3 protein-coding genes are annotated in these 4,709 nt (G+C 44.8%); all 3 read left to right on the top strand.

Annotated features, from left to right (window positions below):
- Nucleotides 1-278: 278 nt before the first annotated feature.
- The 3 genes from ACE1AQ_RS10490 to ACE1AQ_RS10480 all read left to right on the top strand — a co-directional run bounded on the left by ACE1AQ_RS10490 (nt 279) and on the right by ACE1AQ_RS10480 (nt 4,571).
- The gene (locus tag ACE1AQ_RS10490; RefSeq protein ID WP_110545959.1) at nt 279-2,189 is read left to right on the top strand and encodes a heavy metal translocating P-type ATPase; all 1,911 of its coding nucleotides are present in this window, start codon (nt 279-281) and stop codon (nt 2,187-2,189) included.
- A gap of 20 nt (nt 2,190-2,209) precedes the next feature.
- On the top strand, nt 2,210-3,490 hold the full coding sequence (gene hisS / locus ACE1AQ_RS10485; protein ID WP_110545958.1) for a histidine--tRNA ligase: 1,281 nt from the start codon (nt 2,210-2,212) through the stop codon (nt 3,488-3,490).
- 430 nt (nt 3,491-3,920) lie between these two features.
- Entirely contained in the window at nt 3,921-4,571 is a 651-nt protein-coding gene (locus ACE1AQ_RS10480) for a hypothetical protein (protein ID WP_008198203.1), read from the top strand.
- The last annotated feature ends 138 nt before the right edge of the window (nt 4,572-4,709 follow it).

Raw genomic sequence — 4,709 nt, 5'->3', positions numbered from 1 at the left:
TTTAACTGAATGTAGTGATCGATCTTTGTGTCCTTTGTGCCTCTGTGGTTCCTTCCACTCTTCTTTGTCTGATCAGTTTAACTGAATGTAGTGATCGATCTTTGTGTCCTTTGTGCCTCTGTGGTTCCTTCCACTCCCTCGCCAGCAGGACTGTATCTTAGAATACATTTTAACCAGCAAACCTAAGAGAGCCTTCGCACCGGTGAATACCACATAGGGGTTTTCTGCATCGATCTAATTTTTTCTAGAATGGGGAGAAAAGTAATTGCCATCAATCCATGATTCAGAGTATCTCGTCCTCTTGGTTGTCTGAGTATTCCTCGGCAGTTGCCGCGGGAATTTGCGCTATTTTAGTCTTTTTTGGTTGGTTATGCCTACACCTTAATCTGATCGGCCCAGCTTTTATCCTACTAGCGATCGCATATCTGGTGGGAGGATACGAGAGTACCCAAGCAGGATTGACGACTTTATGGGAGGAAAAAGAACTAGATGTGGACCTATTAATGATTGTAGCGGCTTTAGGGGCGGCGATTTTGGGACTCTGGGACAGTAATTACTATCTCATCATCGATGGAGCCGTTTTAATCCTGATTTTCGCCATTAGTGGTGCTTTAGAACAGATTGCCATGGCAAAAACCGATCGCAATATTCGTTCTCTCATGGCCATGACTCCCGATACTGCTAGATTAATCACGGGAGACAGGGAAAAAGAGGTTCCTATCAAGCAATTACAGATCGGTGATACAGTTTTGGTCAAACCGGGTGAATTAATCCCCATTGACGGCATTATTATGGAGGGAAACAGTCCCATTAATCAAGCGCCAATTACCGGAGAATCCCTTCCCGTGGATAAAACCATCGGTGAAGAAGTCTTTGCGGGAACTCTCAACGGTGCGGGAGTGCTACGTTTAAAGGTGGAAACTCCCCCCGAAAGTCGCTTAATTGAGAGGGTGATTCGTTTGGTAGAAAAGGCACAAAATGAATCCCCTCCCTCCCAAGAGTTTATCGAAGGTTTCGAGCGAGGTTATGCGAAAATTATCGTGATTTTGGGCTTAATTTTCGGGATTTTACCGCCTTTTCTCTGGGGTTGGACCTGGGAAACCACTATCTATCGGGCCTTAATTTTTCTCGTGGTGGCTTCTCCCTGTGCTTTAATGGCCTCGATTATGCCAGCTTTGTTATCGGGTATCGCTAACGGGGCAAAACAGGGGATTTTATTCAAAAATGGCGCAAGATTGGAGATGATCGGCCGCATACGAGCGATCGCTTTTGATAAAACCGGCACTCTCACCCTTGGTAAGTTGCAAGTGGTGGAAATTATCCCTATCCATGCAGTCAGCGAAAATGAGGTGTTAGCGGTGGCTGCATCCCTAGAATCCTGTTCGGAACATCCCATCGGGTCTGCTATTACCGCCACAGCCAGGGAACGTGGTATAAATTTCTTCAGTGCTAATCAGGTGCAAGCGGTATCGGGACGGGGTATCACGGGAAAAATTGCCGATAAGTCGGTATCTGTGGGCAATTTTGCCTATATTCGTGACCATATTACTGATCTTGACCAGAATATTTTAGCTATCCGCGAACGTTTACAAAAAGAAGGCAGAACCCTCGTCTGGGTAGTACAAGAGAATCAGATAATCGGGGCGATCGCTGTTGCCGATAGCCTGCGGGAATCGGCAGTTAATCTGGTGAAGCAGCTAAAAAAGATCGGTATCGAACATATCGTTTTAATTACGGGTGATAATCAACAAAGTGCCGATAAAGTTGCGGAAAAACTCGGTATTGAGGAGGTTTACGCTGATTTACTGCCCGAAGATAAGTTAACCGTGATCAAAAATCTGCAAGAAAAATATCACACTGTCGCTATGGTGGGGGATGGCATTAATGACGCGCCCGCTTTAGCTATGGCTAATGTGGGGATTGCCATGGGAAAAGCTGGTAGTGATGTGGCCTTGGAAACGGCCGATATTATCCTTATGTCCGATAATTTAGCCAAAATTCCCAGCGCGATTAACCTTGGTCGTCGTGCCAATCGCATCGTTAAACAGAATATCACCTTCGCCCTCGCGTTTATCGGCATATTGCTAATAGCCAATTTTGCCGGTGATATAACTTTACCTCTTGGTGTCATCGGTCATGAAGGATCGACGGTATTAGTGACTCTAAGCGGTTTAAGATTGTTCAAATAGGGATAAAAATACAGAGAACTATGGGCGAAATCCAGGCAATCCGAGGCACAAAAGATATTTTACCGGCGGAGATCGGTTACTGGCAGTGGTTAGAGGAAACTGCCAGCAGAATTTTAGGGACTGCGCTGTATCAAGAGATACGAACTCCCATTTTTGAACAGACGCAACTTTTTGAACGGGGTATCGGGGAAGCGACGGACGTGGTGGGTAAAGAAATGTACACTTTCCTCGATCGCGGTCAACGTTCCCTGACTTTGCGACCGGAGGGAACGGCTGGGGTCGTTCGCGCCTATATTGAACACAAATTACAGGCCGCCGGAGGAGTACAAAGACTCTGGTATAAGGGGCCGATGTTTCGTTATGAACGTCCGCAAGCGGGTAGGCAGCGACAGTTTCATCAAATCGGGGTCGAATTGTTGGGAACTGATGACCCTAGGGCGGATGTGGAAGTAATTACCCTTGCCAGCGAGATATTAAAAGCTGTGGGGCTAGAAAACCTAAAATTAGATATTAATTCCCTGGGAAATGCCCAAGATAGGCAAAATTATCGTCAGGCCTTGCTAGATTATTTGACTCCCTACAAAGCTGATTTAGACGCAGATTCTCAACAGAGATTAGAAAAAAATCCCCTGCGAATTTTGGATAGTAAGGACGAGAAAACCAAGATTATCTGTGAGAATGCCCCCAGTATTCTTGAACATCTCAGTAGTGATTCTCAAAAGCATTTTGAACGGGTGCAATCTTTACTAACCGATTTGGGAGTTATCTATAATCTTAATCCCTCTTTAGTGCGAGGATTGGACTATTACACCCATACGGCCTTTGAAATTCAGTCCGATGATTTAGGCGCTCAAGCCACGGTTTGCGGTGGTGGTCGTTATGATGGTTTAATAGCTCAATTAGGCGGACCAGACACACCAGCAGTGGGTTGGGCAATCGGTTTAGAACGTCTGATTATATTATTACAACAAAAGCAATCTTTATCTTTTTTGGTTCCCGATTTTTATCTCGTCTCCAAAGGAGAAAAAGCTGAGGCCCGCAGTGTGGTGTTAGCGCAACAATTACGCGGATTGGGGTTTAGCGTCGAGTTAGACTTAAGCGGCAGCGCTTTCGGAAAACAATTTAAACGGGCCGATCGAGCTAAGGCGGTGGGCTGTATAATTTTGGGGGATGCTGAGGCTGAAAATGGCACGGTACAACTGAAATGGATGGCCACCCAAGAACAAATTAGTCTAACCCAAGCGGATTTATTGACACAAGCAGGGGAATTAAAAGCGCAAATCTCTCGGCACAAATCCTAAGTTTTAGCGTCATGGCCAAACATTAGGCTCTCTTGTTCTTTGTGTCCTTTGTGGTTAGTTCTACTCGCTGGGTGCATCTCATTTTTGTAAATCTACCAATTGGGATTTTTACGGGGAAACCCTCTGCTAAAATCGGACGTTGTTTCTGATTTTACCACTCAATCCAGGCTTTTGGGGGGTTCTACCCCCCAAACCCCCCGTTGGGGGCGTGGCGCCGCCCCCAAACCCCCAGCGCATTAGTTTTTCGGTGGGATGCTTACACGCAGCTGCTGATACATTTGTCATCATCTAAGAGTCACTGATAATTGCTGATTGTCGGTATTCCTGCAAATGTGAGATGCAGCCCACTCGCTCGCTGGCGGGACTGTATCCTAGAATACATTTTACCCACCAAACCTAAGAGGCCAAACATTAGGCCTAGGCTAAGACTATGGAATTTATACTGCAAAAACAAGGGGAGAATCACGGAAGCACAATTTCTACTAATTCCCTAGAAATTGTCTCGGGAAACTATCGTCTCTTGGCCCGTCTGGATTCTCCTTTTGCTCATATTGAAGTGCGTATCGATTACGAATCTCCCGAAAGTAGCGAACGATATACTCATTATTATCGATCGGATGCCGGGGGTTGGCTAGAAATTTTTTCCTATCGAGATTTGGGAATAGGTAGCTGGAAAATTCGCTGTTATGGGGATATTCTGGCAGAATTGGGGGGGCAAGGTTGGCAAGAAATGTTAACTTTAATTGTTACTCCTGTTAAGATCAATTATCTGGCTCAATTAGAACAGTTAATTAAGACCGAAATTGAACCTTTATTAGTACAAGAATCCTCTCCAGAGATGGTAAAATTAGAATTGGCTGATTTAACTAATAATTCTGCCTTTGTTTTTGATTTATGCCTACCAGAGGAAACAATGACTGCTAGAGAAGGGGTAACTCTAGAACTGCCGGAACCTGCTAATATGAAAAAGAGCCTTCAAAGTTTATCTAATCGCAATTCTGCACCTTTACCACCGAAAATATCCGGTTCTAATTCTCGCCGAAAATCACCGCAACTTCCCCCAATTCCTAAAAATAAATAGGGTTTGCTGAATAAATGTGAAAACCTTGTTGGGTAAAACTTTTAGACCTTTTGCCCATCAAAAAGTGCCGACCCTTGGAGTGATTGGGGGGAAAATTCAGGTACTTTTTCCCTGAAAATTAGATAATTGACCAGATGA

Origin of the sequence: Microcystis sp. BLCC-F209, assembly GCF_041928595.1 — a bacterium.
GTDB lineage: Bacteria > Cyanobacteriota > Cyanobacteriia > Cyanobacteriales > Microcystaceae > Microcystis.
Note: the sequence above shows the minus strand (reverse complement) of the source record. Positions and strands in the feature narration are given on the sequence as shown.

Coding starts and splice junctions, on each gene's coding strand:
- ACE1AQ_RS10490 (WP_110545959.1), top strand. CDS start 279: ATGATTCAGAGTATCTCGTCCTCTTGGTTGTCTGAGTATTCCTCGGCA.
- hisS (WP_110545958.1), top strand. CDS start 2,210: ATGGGCGAAATCCAGGCAATCCGAGGCACAAAAGATATTTTACCGGCG.
- ACE1AQ_RS10480 (WP_008198203.1), top strand. CDS start 3,921: ATGGAATTTATACTGCAAAAACAAGGGGAGAATCACGGAAGCACAATT.